The organism is Ruegeria sp. G10, from assembly GCF_056533645.1.
In genome coordinates this window covers 46,153-64,937 of the sequence record NZ_JBQFOQ010000003.1, presented here as the reverse complement: position 1 = coordinate 64,937, position 18,785 = coordinate 46,153, and the positions used below count along the sequence as shown (strand labels likewise).

Below are 18,785 nucleotides of genomic sequence, written 5' to 3'. Positions count from 1 at the left end.
CCATGCTCAGCGTCCTGAAAAACCGCACCTATCGGCACCTGCTGGCCGCGCAGATAGTTGCGCTGTCCGGCACTGGGTTGGCCACCGTGGCGCTGGGTCTGCTGGCCTTTGATCTGGCAGGCGAGGCCGCCGGGCTGGTGCTGGGCACCGCGCTGACCATCAAGATGGTGGCCTATGTCACCGTCGCGCCACTGGCCGCTGCCTTTGCCGAGCGGCTGGACCGTCGGAAGATGCTGGTGGCACTGGATCTGGTGCGGGCGGCTGTGGCGCTCTGCCTGCCATTCGTGAGCGAGATCTGGCAGGTCTATGTGCTGATCTTTGTGCTGCAATCTGCCTCGGCCGGGTTCACCCCGACCTTTCAGGCCACCATCCCCGACGTGCTGACCGACGAGCAGGACTATACCAAGGCCCTGTCCCTGTCGCGGCTGGCCTATGATCTGGAAAGCCTGCTGAGCCCGATGCTGGCGGCTGTCCTCTTGCTGCTGGTCAGTTTCGACAGCCTGTTTCTGGGCACCAGCCTTGGGTTTGTGGCCTCGGCCCTACTGGTGGTCTCCGTCGCTCTGCCCTCGCCCAAACCCACCGCGCGGCGCGGCATCTATGACCGGACCACGCGCGGCATCCGCATCTATCTGAAGACCCCCCGCCTGCATGGGCTGCTGGCGCTGAGTTGGAGCGCGGCGGCGCTCAGCGCGATGGTGATCGTCAACACGGTGGTGATCGTGCGCGCCGATCTGGGCCTGTCCGAAAGCGCCGTGGCGGTCGCACTGGCCGGGTTCGGCGGCGGGTCCATGCTGGCCGCCTTCACGCTGCCCCGTTTGTTGGAACATATCCCCGACCGTCAGGTGATGCTGAGCGGCGCAGCTCTCGCGACCGGAGCCATGGCCACCGCCGCCCTGCTGTCCGCTACCTTACCGATGACTCTCATGCTGCTGACACTGATCTGGGCCGCCGTTGGCTTTGGCTACTCGGCCACACTGACGCCGTCGGGCCGCTTGCTGACCCGCTCGGCCCACCCTGAGGACCGCCCCGCCCTCTTTGCTGCGCAATTCACGCTATCGCATGCCTGCTGGCTGGTGCTGTACCCCTTGGCCGGGTGGCTGATGACCCGCTTCGGGGCCACGGTCGTGATGGCCGCAATGGCGACGGCTGCAGTGCTGGGCGTTGCGCTGGCGATACGGGTCTGGCCTCGTGACAGCCGCTCGGCGGTCGCGCACAGCCACCCCGACCTGCCCGCAGATCATCCGCATCTGGCCGGGCCGGGGCCACACGCCCACCCCATCGTGATTGACGAGTTGCACCCACGTATCCCGCGCCAGCCTTGAGCCCGCCCCATAAACTGCCGTAAACCGGGGCACATCCAAAAGACGCCCGGAGCCCGCATGGATCAGCTTGACCGTCGCATCATCGCCGCCCTGCAGCACAACGCGCGCGATTCCACCACGCGCATCGCCGCAACGCTTGGGGTCGCCCGAACCACGGTCCATGAGCGGATCAACCGCATGGAAGAACGCGGCATCATCGCAGGTTATTCCGTCGTCCTGCGCGAAACCGAGGATACCCCCCGCGTTCAGGTCGTTGTCCTGCTGGAGGTGCAGCAAAAGGAAACCACACGGATCATCAAGCGGCTTGAGGCTTACCCGGAGGTCAGGCTGTGCCTGTCGATCAACGGCGAATTCGACCTGCTTCTGTCCGCCGAGGCCCCGAGGATCGAGGATCTCGATGTCCTCGTTGATGAACTGGCCCGCATACCCGGCGTCTTGCGCACCAACACCAGTGTGGTTTTTGGCCGCAAAATCGACCGGACCTGAGGGGCGCTAACTCTCTGTAAACCCATACGTGGCTAGCTTGGCCAGGATTGATCAGAATCCCGGACCGGCAGAATGCCCTATCGTGAAATCCTGTTTGCGCTGTTTGTGGCGCATCTTGCGCTGGTGCCGCCCGGCCACGCAGCGCCCGGCGTTGAAACGGCGGCTTTGTGCGATCAGGCCGCGCAACGGGCTGCACGGGCGGAAGGCGTGCCTCTGGACATTCTGCGCGCCATCACGCGGGTTGAAACAGGCCGAACGGTTGATGGTGCGCTGCACCCCTGGCCCTGGGCTGTCAACCGTGAAGGGCAGGGATATTGGTTCGCGTCGGCGGCTGAGGCGAAATCCTATGTGTTCAACATCTTCAAATCCGGTGTCCGCAGCTTTGATATCGGCTGTTTCCAGATCAATTACCGTTGGCACGGCAAGGCCTTCCGCTCGATCGACGCAATGTTCGACCCGGATGAAAACGCCGCCTACGCCGCCCGCTTCCTGAACGAACTCTACGCCGAGCTCGGATCATGGCCCGCCGCCGCCGGGGCCTATCATTCCCGGACCGAAAGTCTTGCGGCTTCTTACAGCAACCGCTTTCAGGCAGTGCTGGCGCAACTGGAAAGCCCGCGCGCGACCGGCGACCCGTTTACCATGTCTGCCGCCCCGTTGATCCCCCTGTCGCCCAAGCCCGCCAGCCGCACCGCTCTGGGCTCACTGGTGCCCCATACCGCCGCCGCCACCGCGTTCATCCCCTTCAACTAAGAGGTCCCCGTGCCCCGGATCGACATCCGTACCCTGTTTTCCCCGACCATCCTGCTGGCGCTGGCGCTGATGACGGTGATCGTGATGATGATCCTGCCGATGCCCGCATGGGTGCTGGATGTGGGGCTTGCGGCCTCGTTCGCGCTGGCGATCCTGATCTTCACCCTGACCCTGTTCATCGAACGGCCGCTGGATTTCTCGTCCTTCCCAACGATCCTGCTGGCCTCGCTGATGCTGCGGCTGTCGCTGAACGTCTCCTCGACCAAGCTGATCATCGGGCAAGGGCACACCGGCACAAACGCGGCTGGCGACGTGATCGAAGGCTTCGCGCAATTCGTGATGAGCGGCAGCATCTTTCTGGGCCTCGTGGTGTTCGGCGTACTGCTGATCGTCAATTTCATGGTCATCACCAAAGGCGCTGCCCGTATGGCCGAGGTTGGGGCGCGTTTTGCGCTGGACGGGATGCCCGGCAAACAGCTGGCCATCGACAGCGATATGTCCGCCGGGGCCATCGACCACCAGCAAGCCAAGGAACGGCGCGAGCGTGAACAGCAGGAGACCACGTTTTTCGGCTCGCTCGACGGCGCGTCGAAATTCGTCAAGGGCGATGCCATTGCCGGGCTGCTGATCACATTGCTGAACCTGGTGATGGGTCTGGTGATGGGTGTGATCGTGCACGGAATGCCGGTTTCATCCGCGTTTGAGACTTATGCGATCTTGACCGTCGGCGACGGGCTAGTCTCACAAATCCCGGCGGTGATCATTTCAATCGCCTCCGCCCTGCTGCTGGCCCGGGGTGGCACGCAAGGAGCCACCGACAGCGCCATTTTCTCGCAACTCGGGCGGCATCCGGCGGCGCTGGCCACGGTTGCGGTGCTCATGGCGCTGTTTGCGCTGGTGCCCGGATTGCCATTTCTGCCCTTCATGCTCGGCGCGGCGGCGCTGGGATACGCCGCCTATGCTGGCCTGAAAAAACGGAACACCGAAGACATCCCCGAAGATACCGCGCCCGAGGCCGACACCCCCGTCTCCCAAGCCATCGGCGACGTGCTGGATCTGGACGACGTGCATCTGGAGTTCGCTCCTGACCTGGTCAGCATGGTGCTCAACCCCGGCACCGGGCTGGATGCGCGGATTGCAAATATGCGAACCTATGTCGCCTCAAGCTTCGGCCTGATCCTGCCTGATATCCGCCTGACCGACCGCGCCGACCTGCCCACCGGGACATATGTGATCAAGGTGCAGGGCGTGGAACAGGCGCGCGGGGTGCTGAATTCGGAACTGGTGCTGGCGCTGGTGCAGGACGGGCAGGACCTGCTGCCCGATGGCACCGACGTGACCGAGCCGGTCTATGGCGCCCCCGCCCGCTGGATTCTGCCCAAGGATCAGGAAGCCGCCGCCATGAATGGGGCCACCATCGTAACCCCGCCCGAGATTCTGGCCACACATTTGCTTGAGATCATAAAACAGAATTTCTCGCGCCTGCTGACGCTGAAATCCCTGCGCCGCCTGCTGTCCGAGATGACCCGCCTCAGCGATCCGGGCCGGGCCGAGGCCAACCGCAAGCTGCTGGACGAACTGATCCCCGACAAGGTACCAATCGACACCTTGCATGCGGTGCTGCGCCTACTGCTCGACGAACGGGTCTCGATCCGCAACATGGCGCTGATACTGGAAAGCGTAGCCGAGGCGCGGTTGACCACAACCCAGCCCGAAGGCATCTGCGAACTGGTCCGCCAACGGCTGGGTTTTCAACTGGTGGCCGATATGAAGCGCGAGGACGGATCGATCCCGCTGATCCAGCTGGCCCCGGAATGGGAAGACACCTTTGCCAGCTATCAGATCGACGCGCCCAATGCCGGACTGGACGTGGCGCTGCCGCCGAACCTGTTCAACAAGCTTGCCGACGGGGTGAATGACAGCGTCACCAAATCCGCCGACCACGGGCTGTTCCCAGCCGTGGTGACCTCGACCCGGAGACGGCGGTTGTTGCGCACCATCATGCACGCCCGCGGCATCGCCAATCCGGTTCTGTCCTTCGAGGAAATTGGGCTCGAGGCGCGCCCAGCGCTGGTGGGAACGGTGCCCGCGTGATCACCCTGCCGCCCGAGCTGTTGCCCCATCTGGGGCAGACCCTGTGGCATCTCTTCGCCATTTTCCTGCGCGTCTCGACCATGGTATCGCTGCTGCCCGCCTTTGGCGAGCGCAGCATCCCGGTGCGCGTCAAGTTGGGTTTGGCTGTAGCGTTTTCACTGATCGTGGCCCCTGCGGTGCCAGATGCCGAAGCCGTGCCCGGGTTCGGGCGCATGGTGGCGCTGACCGGCACCGAAATCGCGACGGGGTTGGCGTTGGGCGTCGGCCTGCGCCTGTTTGTGCTGGCACTACAAACCGCCGGTTCCATCGCCGCGCAGGCGACATCTTTGTCGCAAATTCTGGGCGGCGCAGCGGCCGAGCCCGTGCCCGCGATGGGCTACATGCTGACACTGGCCGGGCTGGCGCTGGCCGCCTTGCTGGGCCTGCATGTCCGTGCCGCGCAATTCATGATCCACAGCTATACGCTGTTCCCGATGGGCACGCTGCCGCTGGCCCCGGATCTGACACAATGGGGCGTTACACAGATATCACGCAGCTTTGGGCTGGCCTTTGCGCTGGCAATGCCCTTCGTCATCGCCTCGCTGATCTACAATCTGGCGCTGGGCGTCATCAACCGCGCCATGCCGCAGCTGATGGTCGCGTTTGTGGGCGCCCCCGCGATCACCTTCGCCGGTCTGTTTCTGCTGTTCGCAGGTACGCCGCTGATCCTGTCCGTCTGGTCCGACGCACTGTTTGCGTTTCTGCAGAACCCGATTGAGAGCGCAAGATGAGCGGGCAGGACGATGACAGCGACAAGTCTTTCGAGGCGACACCGCAGAAACTTGAGAAAGCCCGCAAGAAGGGCGAAGTCGCCAAGTCCAACGATCTGTCGGTGGTGGCTGCCTATTCCGGATTGCTCATCGCGCTGCTGCTGGCGGGACAGTATACGGCGGAACAGCTTGGCACCCTGTTTGTGGTTCTGATCGACCAATCGGATCGGCTGGCGGATCTGCTGACCGAAGGCCCGGCCACAGCCCCGGTGACGGGCATCCTCCGCTCGACGCTGGTGCCGGTCGCCGCCCTGTTCGTGGTGCCCGCGGTCGCGGTAGTGCTCAGCCTGATCGCTCAGCGCGCCCTGATTTTTGCCCCCGATAAGCTTAAGCCCAAAACCTCGCGAATCTCGATCCCCTCGAATGCAAAGAACAAATTCGGGCGGGGCGGCCTGTTCGAATTCGCAAAGAGCTTTGTAAAGCTGCTGATCTACGGGGCCTGCCTGGCCCTGTTTCTGCGCGCGAACCTGCCCGAGATCCTCTCGGCCAGCGCCGCACCCGCGCGCGCGTCCATCCTGCTGATGATGAACCTGTTGTTTCGGTTCCTGTTCATCGTCATCACAATCGCGCTGGCCATCGGTGTGGTCGACTATCTGTGGCAACATGCCGAGCATCTGCGCAAGAACCGCATGTCCCGCAAGGAAATTCAGGATGAAACCAAGGACTCCGAAGGCGACCCGCATGTCAAACAGCAGCGCCGCCAGCGCGCGCAGGACATTGCCACCAACCAGATGATGGCGGATGTGCCCAAGGCCGATGTGGTGATCGTCAACCCAACCCATTACGCGGTTGCTCTGAAATGGTCGCGCACCAGCGGCACCGCTCCGGTCTGCGTCGCCAAAGGGGTCGACGAGGTGGCAGCAACGATCCGCACAGCGGCGGGCGAGGCCGGGGTGCCCATCCACTCAGACCCACCGACCGCGCGGGCGTTGCATGCCACGGTCGAGATCGGCCACGAAATCGCCGAAGAGTATTACCGCCCGGTCGCCGCCGCGATCCGCTTTGCCGAAGCCATGCGCAAGCGTGCCAAGGGACAGGTCACCTGATGCGCAACCGGCTGAAAGACCTGCAAACCGTGACCGAAGCCGCTTATCAGCACGAGTACCACAAGCTGCGCCCCTTGCTGCAGCAAGAAGCAAAACTGCTACAGCAACTGACCCGACTGGATAGCCAGCTGGCCGAGGTCAAGTCACAATCTGCGCGGACCGAAGGTTACCGGATCACCGGCACCGATCTGCTATGGCAGGGCTGGGAATCGGCCACGCGGCGGCAGTTGAACACCGAGCTGGCGCGGCTGCGGTCGCAAAAGCTGGTCGCGATGGACGAGCTACGTCAAGCCTTCGGGCGCAAACAGGCCGTCACAGAGCTGACGCGGCGCCCACAGCAAAGCAAGCGCCGCACGTGAATTGAGACAGGCGGTCAGGTATCCTGACGACTGATGCTCATGATCAGAACCTTTGAGACGTCCTGCCCCAGATCCTTCTGCGCAACCTCAAGCAACGCCTTGCGCAGGACTGCCAAATTGTCCGACCGGGTAAACGCCCCGTCAAAACCGCCAGTGTTGGCGTGATCGAATAGGACCTGCAGAAACCGGTCTCTCAGCTTGGGTTCGATCTCATAGAAAATATCCTCGATGCCCGGTCGCACTTCGAGGCTGAGGGACATGGTCACCAGTGCAGAAATCTCAGCCTCAGACACCACTGGCACCACAAATTGCTTGGTAAGCTTCAGATATTCCTGAGTCTTCTCTTCATCCTTTTTGCCGGATTCCTTGGCCTTTTCCTTACCCTTCTCAGGTTTGGGTTTGGCGGGCTTGGTCTCGGCCTGGTCCCCGGTTTGCTCAGATTTCCCAGATGGCGCCAGCATAACGCCGGCGCCAACACCTGCGGCAAGACCCACCACCAGGCAAATGATTGGCAACAGCTTTCCCATCACATCCTCGCTTTAAAACGGCAAAACGGTATCAAGAACCTGCTGCCCGTATCGCGGTTGCTGCACATCAGTGATCTGACCGCGACCGCCGTAGGACACACGCGCAGACGCGATCTTGTCATAGGTGATTTCGTTCTGACGTGAGATATCCTCGGGGCGGACATAGCCCGCGACCAACAGCTCGCGCAGTTCGAAATTCACCCTCAACTCCTGAGAGCCGGTGATCGACAGCACACCATTGGGCAACACGTCGACAACCGTGGCGGCCACGCGCAGCGTCAGTTTCTCTTTGCGTTTGACCGACCCCTTGCCCTTGCTGACCGAGGCCGAATCTATCGATACAGCCTCATCCAGAGAGGCCCCCGCAGGCAGGCGTTCCGCCGCCCGTTGCGGCAAGCCGAAAAGGCCCGGCACCGACAGGCTTTCGGACCCGGCCCGAGAGCGGTTGGTGTCGTTAGAAATCTCGGCCTTTTCATCCAGTTCAATCACCACGGTCAGAATGTCACCCTTTTTCATTGCCCTCTGATCCCCCAGCAACGAATGCTGGCCGCCGCTCCAGAGTGAGGCACGATCCACGGTGCGCTGTGGTTGACTGTGCAGGGGCAGACCGGGCCAGAGCATCGCGACATGCTCTGGCGACTCCGTATTGGGCGTTAGGCTGGGCGGTTTGCCCAGATGGTCCAGCCGACCGCACGCGGCAATACCCAGAACAGAGAGAAGCAGGAATTTCGTTAGGTTTGACATCACTTGACCTCGATTTGACCATCGGCGCGGACCACGCCCGTTACCGTTGTGCGCGACGACAGGTTCATCACCCGGATACGCTCTCCCGCGGCGCCACGCCCCAGCGCGCGACCCTCCGCGGTGATCGACAGCGCAGTGCGATCAAAGATCAGCGTCACCAGATCATTGCGGTCGACAATCGCAGGCGGGCCGATATCGGACGGGCGGATCGGTCGGCCCGGATAGAGCGCGACGCGGGCCTCTTGCCCGATCAGGTCCGAAAGCTGTTGCACAGCACCCGCTGCATCGATTGCCTTGACCTCGACATCCGAGGCGGCGATGACCTCTTTCGCGCGGATCGTTCGGGTGGGGACAACGATCTCGGCCAAAGCCGCAAGGGGGGTCAGGGCAAGAAGGCAAATGAGAAATCGCATCACCGCACCTGTGTGGTGGCGCCCATCATCTGGTCCACGGCGGAAATAACCTTGGCGTTCATCTCATAACCGCGTTGCGCCTCGATCAGTTCGGTCACCTCGCGCACCGCATCGACCGAGCTGTCTTCGAGATAACCCTGCCGCAGCGTGCCCAACCCATCCTCGCCCGGGGTGCCGACCACCGGCGGGCCCGAGGCTTCGGTTTCCTTGAACAAGTTGCTGCCCACCGCCTCAAGCCCCTTGGCATTCGAGAAACTGGCCAGTGTGAATTCGCCAAGCAACTGCCCCTCGGCCGTGTCGTCGAAATAGGCATAAACCTCGCCCGCAGCATTGATCGAGATCGATCTTGCATCATCCGGGATGGTGATTTCCGGCGCGACGGCAAACCCGTCCGAGGTGACAATCAGCCCCTCGGCAGAGCGTTTCAGACTGCCATCACGGGTAAAGGCGGATTGGCCGTTGGGCAAGGTCACCTCAAGATAACCGCGCCCTTCGATGGCCACGTCCAGATCGCTGCCTGTGGCCGACAGACCGCCCTGTTCCAGCTGCACCGTTACGGCCGAAGGCCGCACGCCAAGACCCAGCTGAATGCCGGTCGGCAGCACGGTCCCGTCCGAGGCATTCACCGCCCCCGCCCGCGCCATCTGCTGATAATGCAGATCGGCGAATTCAGCCCGCCGCGCGTTGTAGCCGGTGGTGTTCATATTCGCGAGGTTGTTCGAGATCGTCTCAACCCGCATCTGCTGCGCGGTCATGCCCGTCGCGGCAATTTTCAAAGCCCGCATATTGGTATCTCCTTTGTCAGATCAGCGCATCAGCGCCTTCAGGGCACCGCGCACCCGTTCATCCTCGGCCTCCAGAAAACTCTGGCCCAGTTCATAGGCGCGCTGAATCTCGATCATTCGCGTGACCTGCCCGATGGCGTTGACATTCGAGCCTTCGAGGAAGCGATGCAGCACGACCGGTTCATCCACCGGGTCGACCTGTCCGCCGGCGCGGAAATGGGTGCTGCCCTCGCGGACGAGATTTTCCGGGTCCGCCACGGAATAGATGCCAATCTGACCCAGAAGCTGGCCGTTGATACTGAGCGTACCGTCGCTGCCCACATCAATTGTCGTTGCATCGGGAGGAACAAAAACCGGTGCGCCATTGCTGTCCAGAACGCGGTGCCCGTCCATGGTGACCAGGTCGCCTTCAGCACTCGGTGAAAAGCTGCCCGCGCGGGTCAGGCGGTTGCCTGCAGGGGTCTCGATCATGAAGAACCCATCGCCTTCGATAGCAAAGTCAAACGACCCACCAGTCTCGGTCAACACGCCCTGTTGCAGAGAGGTGTTGCGCACCTGCGCCCGACTGAGCGATAGCGACGGGTTTCCCGGCATGTCCCGAACGAATTCTGAGAACACTAAGCCCTGCTGGCGATAGCCCGTCGTATTGGCATTGGCGATATTGTTGGCAACCAACCGCATCTCAGTCATCAGACCGGATTGGCGAGAAAGAGTGACATAGGCTGTGTCCATCAGCGGCCTCCTGCAATAAGCGGGATCAGCGTCCCGGTGAAAAAGGTAACGAGGGTCTGGGTCATGAACCCCATCGATATCCAGAACACGATGACAATAGCGATCAGCTTGGGCACGAAGGTCAGCGTCATCTCCTGCACCGAGGTCAGCGCCTGAAACAGACCGACCGCCAGACCCGAGATCAGCGCCACCGCCAGAATCGGGACCGAGGTGATCACCGCGACCCACAGCGCCTGACGGACGATGTCATAGAACAGACCTTCGCTCAGCATCGGGTCAGACCGGCATCCGCAGGATTTCCTGATAGGCCTCGACCACCTTGTTGCGGACGATCACCGCCGTCTCAACCGCAAGCTCGGTCTGCGCCAGCGCCTGCACCAGCGCATGCGGGTCGGCTTGCCCCACCATCGACGATTGCGCGACCTGTTCACTGTGTTTCAGCGTCGCGGCGAAGTCGCGAAAGGTGGATTGCAGCCCCTGCCCAATGCCCTGATGATCGGGATCAGCCTGTGTTGCGGGGCGGGCACCGGCATAGCTCTGCGCGGCGGTCAAAGATCGGATATCCATTCTGGCTTTCCTTTATTTTCTGAGCAAATCCATCAGGCTCGACGACATTTGCCGGGTCTGATCAAACATTTTGAGGTTGGCTTCATAGCTGCGCTGCGCCTCGCGGGCGTCGGCGATTTCAATCATCAAATCGACATTCGAGCCGCGGTAATGCCCGGTTGCATCCGCCATGGGATGGCCCGGATCGTAGATACGGGTCAGGTCCCGGCGATCCAGTTTGACCCGCCCGGCCTGCACCATCTGCTGGCCGCCTTTCTCGACGGTTTCAAACGGCACCGTCTTGCGCCGATACCCCGGCGTATCCGCGTTCGAGATATTCTCGGACACATGCCGTAGCCGAGCCGCCTGAGCACGCAAGGCGCTGGCCGAGGCGGTAAGGGAATGGGAAAAATCGCTCATATCCTATCCTCCTCAGGCCCGACCCAGAGAGGTGCGTAGAATGCCAATCGAAGAACGATAGATCGCAAGCGCGCGATCATGCTGCCGTTTGACATCGACCGCTTTCAGCATCTCTTCTTCCAGCGAAACGCCGTTGCCGTTGGGATCCCCAGACGGATCGGCCGTATATTCCGCCCAGTGCTGAGCGCCCGAACCGCCATGCAGGTGGCCGGCGCGGGTGGCGGCCATCGCTACCGTGCCCCTAGTTTTCTCAAAAGCGGTCTTGAAGGCCTCGATATCGCGGGGCTGATAGCCCGGCGTATCCGCGTTTGCCATATTGCGCGAGATAACCGCCTGCCGTTGACCAGCATGGGTTGCCATTGCGTACGCTGTCTTAAAGACGTTCAGGTCATAGAACATCGGGGCTTCTCCCTCGATCGATTTCAATCAAGGCTTAACCCCGATTCCTTTAGAAACCGTTTTCAGCAAAGAGTTTTGGAGGATCCGCGATGACCGATCTTGACCTGGCGCGTTTGAAGGGAGCATTCGACAGGCTGTCTGCCACACGGCATATGGGCCGCGTCACCAGCGTTGCGCGCGGTGTGATTGAGATTGATGGCCTGGCCGGGCGCGCCCGAATCGGAGATCACCTGACCCTGCGCCGCCGTTCCGGCCCTAATCTGGCCGGAGAGGTCCTGCATGTGGAAGCAGACCTGATCCACATGCTGCCCGCCGCAGCCCCCGACGGCGTGTGTCTGGGCGATCGGGTGATTCTGGAACACACGCCGGTCTTTGCCCCCGGCCAGCATTGGCTGGGCCGGGTGATTGACCCGTTCGGAAACCCTTTGGACGGCAAACCATTGCTGCCCGGGGTGCACGCGCAGGATCTGATGCAGGCCCCACCCGCCGCCGTTACACGCAAGCCGCTGGGCGAGCGGATGGAGACGGGGTTGGCCATGTTGAACACAGTTCTGCCCATCGTGCAGGGCCAGCGTGTGGGGCTGTTTGCAGGTTCAGGCGTCGGCAAATCGACCCTGCTGGCTACGCTTGCGCGGTCGATGCAGGCCGATGCGGTAGTGGTTGCGCTGATTGGTGAGCGCGGGCGCGAAGTGAATGAGTTCGTCGAGAACGCTCTTGGTGCCGAGGGGATGAAGCGGTCGGTCGTGGTCGCGGCGACCTCGGACCAGTCGGCGTTGGCCCGCAGGCGGTGCGCGTGGTCGGCGATGACCGTGGCCGAACATCTGCGCGACGAGGGGATGAACGTGCTGTTTCTGGCCGACTCGGTCACGCGTTTTGCCGAGGCCCATCGTGAGATCGCAGTCGCCATGGGCGAGGCAGCCTCGCTGCGCGGCTTCCCACCGTCGGTCACTCCGATGATCGCCAACCTCTGCGAACGGGCGGGACCCGGAACGGCTGAACAGGGTGATATTACGGCAGTCTTCAGCGTGCTGGTCGCAGGCTCGGATATGGACGAGCCCGTGGCTGACATCCTACGTGGAGTGCTAGACGGTCACATCGTGCTGAGCCGCGAGATCGCCGAACGCGGGCGTTTCCCGGCAATCGACCTCAGCCGCTCCGTGTCACGCAGCCTGCCCGGGGCGGCCAGTGCCGACGAGAATCAGCTGATCGCCGAGACCCGAAAACTGGTCGGCAGCTATGAACAGTCCGAAGTCATGATCAAGGCGGGGCTTTATGCAGAGGGTTCTGACCCTCTTTTGGATCAGGCCGTGCGCGTTCATGACGAACTGGACGGGTTCTTTGCCAGGCGCGAGACCGACAGTATCGCCAACAGTTTCAACCATTTGCAACTGATCCTGCGCAGGGCCGGGGCGAACCTGCCCCGCTGAGGAATTCAAGACAGTTTTAAGTGTTAAGCCCGCCTTAAGACCTGCGCTGCTACCCCGATAGACGGGTGATATAAAAGGTGGTGGAGATGGGTGCGCAAACCAATGCGGCGCCAATCATCATCAAGAAGAAGCGTGTGTCAGGCGGCGATGGCCACCATGGCGGCGCGTGGAAGGTCGCGTATGCGGACTTCGTCACGGCCATGATGGCCTTCTTCATGTTGATGTGGCTGCTGAATGCAACGACCGAGAAACAACGCAAAGGGCTGGCGGATTACTTCTCGCCGACGATTCCGGTCAATCCGGTCTCGGGCGGGGGTGACGGGGCCTTTGGCGGCAACAGCATGTTCTCGGAAAAGACGCTGGTGATGGATGGTACCGGGGCCAGCAACCGCAACCCGACCGAAGCGCAACAGGCGCGCGGGTCCACCGGGGTTGACGCGCGAGGCGGCGGCAAGGGCGCGTTTGAGGATTTCTCGTCCCTGGAAGCCCAGCTATTGGGCCGTAGCGGCGAAAGCCTGATGTCGGACAAGATGCTCAAGCACATCGTGACTCGGGTCACCGATGAAGGTCTGGTGGTGGAACTGTTTGCGACCGAAGATCAGCCCTTGTTCGAATCGGGCACGGACAAGCCGACCCCGATGATGCGGGCACTGACGCTGCTGGTTGCGCGCGCGTCTGATCTGGTGACCAACGCTATCGCGGTCGAGGGGCATGTCCGCTCTGCCCCCATCGTGCTGGCGGACAATCCGGTCTGGGACCTGTCGACCGCGCGGGCGCAGACCATCCGTCAATTGCTGCAGGACAAAGGCGTCAGGCCGCTGCGGCTGGATCGGGTGACCGGTCATGCGGACCGGCATCTGGCGGTCGAAAATCCGATGGCACGACGTAACAACCGGATCGAGATCATCTTCCTGCGCTCTGGCTGATTTGCAAAGTTAGGACGCATTTTAGCTGTTAGCGGGCTGTTAAGAGGCCGTGCGGTACGTGTTGCATCAAGGACCGATGCAACAAAAGGGCGTGCCGATGACCATTTCCTCTTCGCTGAATGCCGGTGTGGCGGCGTTGAAGGCCAACGCCAACAGGCTGGCCACAATCTCTGACAACATCGCGAATTCATCGACATTCGGCTATAAGCGGGTCGAGACCGATTTTCATTCGATGGTCACTTCGGGTCAGGGCGGCAGCTATTCGGCGGGGGGCGTCAGAACCACCAGCCAGCGCCTGATCGATCAGCGTGGATCGCTGGTGACGACCAACAACTCGACCGATCTGGCGGTGCGCGGACGGGGCATGCTACCAGTGCGGCCCAGCTCTCAGATCGCGTCTGGCTCGAATGAGATGTTGCTGACCACCACCGGATCATTCCGCACCAACGAGGAAGGGTATCTGGTCACCGAATCCGGCCTTGTCCTGCTAGGCTGGCGCGCTGCGGCGGACGGGTCCATCCCCAGCGTGCCGCGCGACACGCCTGCGGCGCTGGAACCCATCCAGCTAAGCGTCAATCAACTGTCCGGCGCGCCGACTACCTCGATGAATTTGCGTATGAACCTGCCCGCAACTGCAACGGACGCAGGCGCGCCGGGTGATACACAGCCCCTCTCGGTCGAGTACTTCGACAATCTGGGCAAATCCGAAAGCGTCGATATCGAACTGGTGCCCACCGTCCCGGCGGCGGGGTCCAGTAATGAATGGACATTGACCCTGCGCGATTCCGCATCGGGTGGCGCAGTGATCGGAGAATACACACTGACCTTTACTGACAGCCGATCCGCAGGGGGTACCCTGGCCAGTGTCGCGACGGTGTCCGGGGGTGCCTATGACCCGGCAACCGGCAGCTTCGTGGTCAACGTGGCCGGCGGACCTATGGAGATTAACATCGGCCTGATCGGCGATTCTGACGGGATAACCCAGTTGTCCGATACCTTTGCGCCGGTTTCGATCACGCGCGATGGCTCGGCAGTGGGTACGATGACCAGCGTTCAGGTGGATGAGAACGGGTATGTCTACGCGTTCTACGATACCGGGGTCAGTCGCCGGGTGTTTCAGATTCCACTGGCCGACGTGCCCAATCCAAATGGCCTGACTGCGTTGGACAGCCAGACCTACGCCCCTTCGCGTGAAAGCGGCACGTTCTTTTTGTGGAACGCAGGTGAAGGGCCGACCGGCGATCTGGTCTCTTTCGCGCGCGAGGAATCGACCACAGATGTCGCGACCGAGCTGACCTCGATGATCCAAACACAGCGAGCCTATTCCTCAAGCGCCAAAGTCATTCAGACCGTCGATGAGATGCTGCAGGAAACCACCAATATCAAACGCTGATCCAACGGCTGACCACCAAAAAGGAGGTGTCCGATGAATATGTCGACAGCATTGAACAACGCCTTGGGCGGGCTGAACGCCGCCAGTCGTGGTGCGGCCGTGGTCTCAGGCAACATCGCCAACGCGCTGACGCCGGGATACGCCCGCCGATCACTGGAACTGGCAACCAGCACGATCTCGGGCAATGGTGTGCGGGTCGTTGGGGTTACCCGTCATCAGGACCCTGTCTTGCTGGCCAATCGCCGCGCAACCAATGCAGATTTGGTCACCACCACGACTCTATCGGCCTTCCACGCTGGCTTTGAAAAGCTGGTGGGCACCGCCGATGATGCGACCTCGATCGCGGCGCGGTTAACGGAGTTCGAAAACAGACTGACCACAGCGTCCAGCATGCCAGGCTCGGCTCAGCGGCTGGATCAGGTGGCCCGATCAGCCCGCGCGCTGAGCACAGCAATCAACCAGGCATCCGAGGGTGTGCGCAAAATGCGCTCGGATGCGGATCGGACCATTGGCGAGCAGGTCGAAACCCTGAACCGGACCCTGAAGGACATCGAAAAGCTGAACACCCGCATCCCGGCCATTCACAATTCTGGCGGTGACACCGGTGCGTTACTGGATCAGCGGCAGGTTCTGATTGATCAGGTCAACGCACTGGTGCCGCTGAATGTGATACCCCGCGATAACGATCAGGTATCGCTGTATGCGGATGGCGGCCTGATCCTGCTGGAAGGTTCTGCGGCTGAATTCGCGTTCTCGATCACCGGCGAGACCGCGCCGCATATGACGATTGGAAACGGACTGCTGTCGGGGCTTGAGGCCAACGGGCAGCCCGTGCGCATCACCGGGGATTTCGCACAGATTCGCGGCGGGGCGCTGACCGCGCAATTCGAGATTCGCGACAACCTGGCGGTCGAGGCGCAGGCCGATCTGGACACCGTCGCCCGTGATCTTATCGAAAGGTTCGAGGCTGCGGGCCTTGATCCAACCACCACCGCGGTCGATCCGGGCTTGTTCACCGATGCAGGCAACCGGTTTGACCCAGCCGCGCAGACCGGGCTGGCCTCGCGCATTGCGGTCAATCCGATCGTGGACCCGGACGCGGGAGGCGACAGCTGGAAGTTGCGCGCGGGCCTTGGCGCAACGGCACCTGGCGCTCCGGGAGAGGCACGCCAATTGCAAGCGTTTGGTGCGGCACTGGATCAGGCACAATCGGTAGCGGGGTCAACTCTGGGCACCGGCGATCAGCGCGCTGCCGAACTGACCGAGGCCTTGATCTCGAAGGCAGGGGCGAACGCCTATGCCGCAGAAACACGAAACACCTTCGCCGCGAACGCGCACCAGAAGATGGAGCAACTGGTGGCAGAACAAGGGGTCGACAGCGACACCGAGTTGCAGAACCTGATGCAGATTGAACAGGCCTATGCCGCCAACGCCCGTATCGTCGCAGTGGTCGACGAACTGATGGATACCCTGCTGAGGCTTTGAACATGACCCTGAATTCTATCGGCGATCTGGCACGCGGCCTGACCCTGCGCACCCGCAGCGCCGAGATCAAATCGCAAATCGAAACCCTGTCCTATGAAATGTCCTCGGGAAAGGTGCACGATATCTCGGACCGATTGGCGGGCGATTATTCGCATCTGCTGGACCTGGAACGAAACCTCGAACGGCTGCAGGCTTTTTCTGTCGCCACGGCCGAGGCCGGTTTGTTCACAGATGCTATGCAGCTTAGCCTGAAGACCTTTGGCGATTCCGTGAGCGAGATCTCGTCGTCGTTGCTGTCTTTCGGCACCGCCAATCAGACAGTAACGCATGAGCAAGCCTCGGTTCAGGCGCGCAATGAGCTGGATACCATGATCTCGGCGCTGAACGGACGGACGGGTGGGCGTAGCCTGTTTTCGGGCACCGCGACCGATGTCTCGCCCTTGCTCGACGCCGATACGCTGCTGGCCGCGTTACAAACAGAGCTGACCGGTCTGATCACCGCAACGGATATCAGACAGGCGGCCGAAGATTGGTTCAACGATCCAACCGGGTTTGACGCGGTGATCTATCGCGGCAATGCAACCCCTTTGTCGCCGATGCAAATTTCGGAAACCGAGCGGATCGACATCCCGATCACGGCAACCGATCCGGCGTTAAAAGCCGCGCTGCGCGATGTTGCCGTCGCCGCGCTGGCGTCAGAGGACGCGCTGAACTGGGCCCCGACGCTGCGGACCGCATTGTTTACACAGCTTGGCGTTGATCTTGCCAATGCGCAGGATGCCACCGTCAAGCTGCGCGCCGAGGTTGGCGCCGCAGAGGCGCGCGTGGAGCAAGCCGCGACACGCAACGCCGCCGCGAAAACCAGCGCCGAAAGCGCACGGAACACTCTGATTTCTGCGGACCCCTACGAGACCGCCGCGCGCCTGCAGACCGTGCAGTTCCAGCTGGAAAGCCTCTATTCGGTAACCGTGCGCAACGCCAACCTGTCGCTGGTGAATTTCCTGAGATGAAGATTCTTGCTTTCATATTGATGTTGCTGCCCGGCCTCGTCTCTGCGGGGGCGATCCGCCTTAAGGATCTGGTGGATTTCGACGGCGTGCGGGGCAATGATCTGGTGGGCTATGGCCTTGTCGTCGGATTAAACGGCACCGGCGATGGCCTGCGCAATTCCCCATTCACAGAAGAGATCATGTCGAACATCCTGGAACGGCTGGGCGTCAACGTGAATGGAGAGGACTTTCGACCCAAGAACGTGGCTGCTGTGCTGGTCACAGCCACTCTACCGCCCTTTGCGCGGGTCGGGGGGCAGATTGATGTGACGGTCTCGGCCATCGGGGATTCGAAAAGCCTGCTGGGTGGGACACTGGTTATGACGCCGCTCAACGCGGCGGATGGTCAGATTTATGCCGTCGCGCAGGGTACCGTTTTGGCGGGTGGCGCGGTGGCCGAGGGCGAGGCGGCCACGGTCACGCGCGGGGTCCCGACCTCGGGCGTTATCCCGTCGGGCGCGCGGGTAGAGCGAGAGATCGACTTTGAACTGGCGGATCTGACGCAGCTTAGATTGGCATTGCGAGAACCGGATTTCACGACCGCCGGGCGGATCGAGGCCGCTATCAATACCGAATTCAACCGTGCCGTTGCGCTGATGCGGGATTCAGGGACCGTAGAGTTGAGTATTACGGCGACGCAGGCGGTCTCGACCGCGCACGCGATTGGCCGGATCGAGAACATTTTGGTCGAACCCGAAAGCAAGGCCCGGGTCGTCGTGGATCAGCGGTCCGGCACCATCGTTATGGGCCGGGATGTCAGAATCTCTCGGGTGGCGGTGTCGCAGGGCAACCTGACGCTGACGGTCGAGGAAGCGCCCATCGCCGTACAGCCCAACCCTTTTGCACGCGGAGAAACAGTGGTGGTTCCCCGCACCTTCGCCGGGATCGAAGAAGACGAGGGCACCGGGCTGGCCGAAATCCCCGAGGCGACGACCCTGTCCGAAGTGGTTGCGGGCCTGAATGCTTTGGGCGTTTCGCCCCGCGATATGATCGACATTCTGAAAACCATCAAAGCCGCAGGGGCGCTTCATGCTGAATTCATCGTCAGATAGATGTGCACCTGTGAATGG

At 61.9% G+C, this 18,785-nt stretch carries 22 protein-coding genes; 13 read left to right on the top strand and 9 right to left on the bottom strand.

Annotation, left to right across the window (positions count from 1 at the left end; translation table 11 throughout):
• Positions 1-2 precede the first annotated feature (2 nt).
• From ACR0KM_RS07150 to ACR0KM_RS07120, 7 genes are all read left to right on the top strand, one after another.
• Positions 3-1,322, top strand: coding sequence for an MFS transporter (locus ACR0KM_RS07150; protein WP_480860703.1), 1,320 nt, complete (start codon positions 3-5; stop codon positions 1,320-1,322).
• A gap of 57 nt (positions 1,323-1,379) precedes the next feature.
• The gene (locus ACR0KM_RS07145; protein WP_480823258.1) at positions 1,380-1,808 is read left to right on the top strand and encodes an Lrp/AsnC family transcriptional regulator; all 429 of its coding nucleotides are present in this window, start codon (positions 1,380-1,382) and stop codon (positions 1,806-1,808) included.
• Between the two features lie 72 nt (positions 1,809-1,880).
• Complete coding sequence (locus ACR0KM_RS07140; protein ID WP_480860700.1) at positions 1,881-2,561, top strand: lytic transglycosylase domain-containing protein; 681 nt, start codon at positions 1,881-1,883, stop codon at positions 2,559-2,561.
• 9 nt (positions 2,562-2,570) lie between these two features.
• Positions 2,571-4,655: a flagellar biosynthesis protein FlhA gene (gene flhA / locus ACR0KM_RS07135; RefSeq protein WP_480860699.1), complete on the top strand. Its 2,085-nt coding sequence runs from the start codon at positions 2,571-2,573 to the stop codon at positions 4,653-4,655.
• Entirely contained in the window at positions 4,652-5,425 is a 774-nt protein-coding gene (locus ACR0KM_RS07130) for a flagellar biosynthetic protein FliR (protein WP_480860697.1), read from the top strand. Before flhA ends, ACR0KM_RS07130 begins: the two co-directional genes overlap by 4 nt.
• Complete coding sequence (gene flhB, locus ACR0KM_RS07125) at positions 5,422-6,510, top strand: flagellar type III secretion system protein FlhB (RefSeq protein WP_480860695.1); 1,089 nt, start codon at positions 5,422-5,424, stop codon at positions 6,508-6,510. The genes ACR0KM_RS07130 and flhB overlap by 4 nt, the downstream gene beginning before the upstream one ends.
• Positions 6,510-6,869 carry a hypothetical protein gene (locus ACR0KM_RS07120; RefSeq protein WP_480860693.1) on the top strand — a complete coding sequence of 120 codons (360 nt, stop codon included), beginning with the start codon at positions 6,510-6,512 and terminating at the stop codon, positions 6,867-6,869. Before flhB ends, ACR0KM_RS07120 begins: the two co-directional genes overlap by 1 nt.
• 14 nt (positions 6,870-6,883) lie before the next feature.
• Here ACR0KM_RS07120 and ACR0KM_RS07115 read toward each other — a convergent pair whose 3' ends face one another.
• The 9 genes from ACR0KM_RS07115 to ACR0KM_RS07075 are packed head-to-tail and all read right to left on the bottom strand — an operon-like array spanning position 6,884 to position 11,435.
• Positions 6,884-7,399: a flagellar basal body-associated protein FliL gene (locus ACR0KM_RS07115; protein WP_480860691.1), complete on the bottom strand. Its 516-nt coding sequence runs from the start codon at positions 7,397-7,399 to the stop codon at positions 6,884-6,886.
• Between the two features lie 9 nt (positions 7,400-7,408).
• Entirely contained in the window at positions 7,409-8,140 is a 732-nt protein-coding gene (gene flgH, locus ACR0KM_RS07110; RefSeq protein WP_480860689.1) for a flagellar basal body L-ring protein FlgH, read from the bottom strand.
• On the bottom strand, positions 8,140-8,553 hold the full coding sequence (flgA, locus tag ACR0KM_RS07105; protein WP_480860687.1) for a flagellar basal body P-ring formation chaperone FlgA: 414 nt from the start codon (positions 8,551-8,553) through the stop codon (positions 8,140-8,142). Before flgA ends, flgH begins: the two co-directional genes overlap by 1 nt.
• Positions 8,553-9,338 carry a flagellar basal-body rod protein FlgG gene (flgG, locus tag ACR0KM_RS07100; protein WP_480823240.1) on the bottom strand — a complete coding sequence of 262 codons (786 nt, stop codon included), beginning with the start codon at positions 9,336-9,338 and terminating at the stop codon, positions 8,553-8,555. Before flgG ends, flgA begins: the two co-directional genes overlap by 1 nt.
• Before the next feature lie 21 nt (positions 9,339-9,359).
• Positions 9,360-10,070 carry a flagellar hook-basal body complex protein gene (locus tag ACR0KM_RS07095; protein ID WP_480823238.1) on the bottom strand — a complete coding sequence of 237 codons (711 nt, stop codon included), beginning with the start codon at positions 10,068-10,070 and terminating at the stop codon, positions 9,360-9,362.
• Complete coding sequence (locus ACR0KM_RS07090; RefSeq protein ID WP_170675403.1) at positions 10,070-10,342, bottom strand: flagellar biosynthetic protein FliQ; 273 nt, start codon at positions 10,340-10,342, stop codon at positions 10,070-10,072. The genes ACR0KM_RS07095 and ACR0KM_RS07090 overlap by 1 nt, the downstream gene beginning before the upstream one ends.
• A gap of 4 nt (positions 10,343-10,346) precedes the next feature.
• Positions 10,347-10,637, bottom strand: coding sequence for a flagellar hook-basal body complex protein FliE (fliE, locus tag ACR0KM_RS07085; RefSeq protein WP_480823236.1), 291 nt, complete (start codon positions 10,635-10,637; stop codon positions 10,347-10,349).
• A gap of 12 nt (positions 10,638-10,649) precedes the next feature.
• Complete coding sequence (flgC, locus tag ACR0KM_RS07080) at positions 10,650-11,036, bottom strand: flagellar basal body rod protein FlgC (RefSeq protein WP_480823234.1); 387 nt, start codon at positions 11,034-11,036, stop codon at positions 10,650-10,652.
• A 12-nt stretch (positions 11,037-11,048) separates the two neighbouring features.
• Complete coding sequence (locus ACR0KM_RS07075) at positions 11,049-11,435, bottom strand: FlgB family protein (protein ID WP_480823232.1); 387 nt, start codon at positions 11,433-11,435, stop codon at positions 11,049-11,051.
• Between the two features lie 89 nt (positions 11,436-11,524).
• Here ACR0KM_RS07075 and ACR0KM_RS07070 point away from each other — a divergent pair, with 89 nt between their 5' ends.
• The 6 genes from ACR0KM_RS07070 to ACR0KM_RS07045 all read left to right on the top strand — a co-directional run bounded on the left by ACR0KM_RS07070 (position 11,525) and on the right by ACR0KM_RS07045 (position 18,767).
• Positions 11,525-12,862, top strand: coding sequence for a FliI/YscN family ATPase (locus ACR0KM_RS07070; RefSeq protein ID WP_480860685.1), 1,338 nt, complete (start codon positions 11,525-11,527; stop codon positions 12,860-12,862).
• 86 nt (positions 12,863-12,948) lie between these two features.
• A complete protein-coding gene (locus ACR0KM_RS07065) occupies positions 12,949-13,788 on the top strand; it encodes a flagellar motor protein MotB (RefSeq protein ID WP_480860684.1) in 840 nt (279 codons plus the stop codon).
• Between the two features lie 97 nt (positions 13,789-13,885).
• On the top strand, positions 13,886-15,181 hold the full coding sequence (locus tag ACR0KM_RS07060) for a flagellar hook protein FlgE (protein WP_480823226.1): 1,296 nt from the start codon (positions 13,886-13,888) through the stop codon (positions 15,179-15,181).
• 33 nt (positions 15,182-15,214) lie between these two features.
• The gene (gene flgK / locus ACR0KM_RS07055) at positions 15,215-16,666 is read left to right on the top strand and encodes a flagellar hook-associated protein FlgK (RefSeq protein WP_480860683.1); all 1,452 of its coding nucleotides are present in this window, start codon (positions 15,215-15,217) and stop codon (positions 16,664-16,666) included.
• Between the two features lie 2 nt (positions 16,667-16,668).
• A complete protein-coding gene (locus tag ACR0KM_RS07050; protein ID WP_480860681.1) occupies positions 16,669-17,676 on the top strand; it encodes a flagellin in 1,008 nt (335 codons plus the stop codon).
• On the top strand, positions 17,673-18,767 hold the full coding sequence (locus ACR0KM_RS07045) for a flagellar basal body P-ring protein FlgI (RefSeq protein ID WP_480823220.1): 1,095 nt from the start codon (positions 17,673-17,675) through the stop codon (positions 18,765-18,767). Before ACR0KM_RS07050 ends, ACR0KM_RS07045 begins: the two co-directional genes overlap by 4 nt.
• Positions 18,768-18,785 lie beyond the last annotated feature (18 nt).